This is a genomic window from Acinetobacter sp. AL9 (assembly GCF_041464035.1).
In the GTDB taxonomy this organism is placed as follows: Bacteria; Pseudomonadota; Gammaproteobacteria; order Pseudomonadales; family Moraxellaceae; genus Acinetobacter; species Acinetobacter towneri.
Genome location: NZ_JAYFSK010000291.1, coordinates 1 through 238, shown reverse-complemented (window position 1 = coordinate 238; position 238 = coordinate 1). Strand labels below are relative to the sequence as shown.

General features: G+C 47.5%; 1 pseudogene. It reads left to right on the top strand.

The features are described from left to right. Positions 1 to 238: pseudogene (locus ACEO2X_RS14760) on the top strand (IS66 family transposase); the annotation flags it as partial.

The following is a 238-nucleotide window of genomic DNA, read 5'->3' as shown; positions in this document are numbered from 1 at the left end:
ATCCATCTGTGGGATGAGGCGGTCGAAGAAGATATCGCAGCCGTTGATCTGGAATTAGAACGATTAAATGCAGATAAAACCCATGCAGCGACACAGAAAGCCACAGTCAACAAACCTAAACGTCGACCACTGCCAGATCATCTACACACCATCCGTATTGAGCATGAACCTGCATCAACCCAATGCAGTTGTGGCTGCCAGTTACGTCGTATCGGCGAAGATATCAGTGAAAAACTGC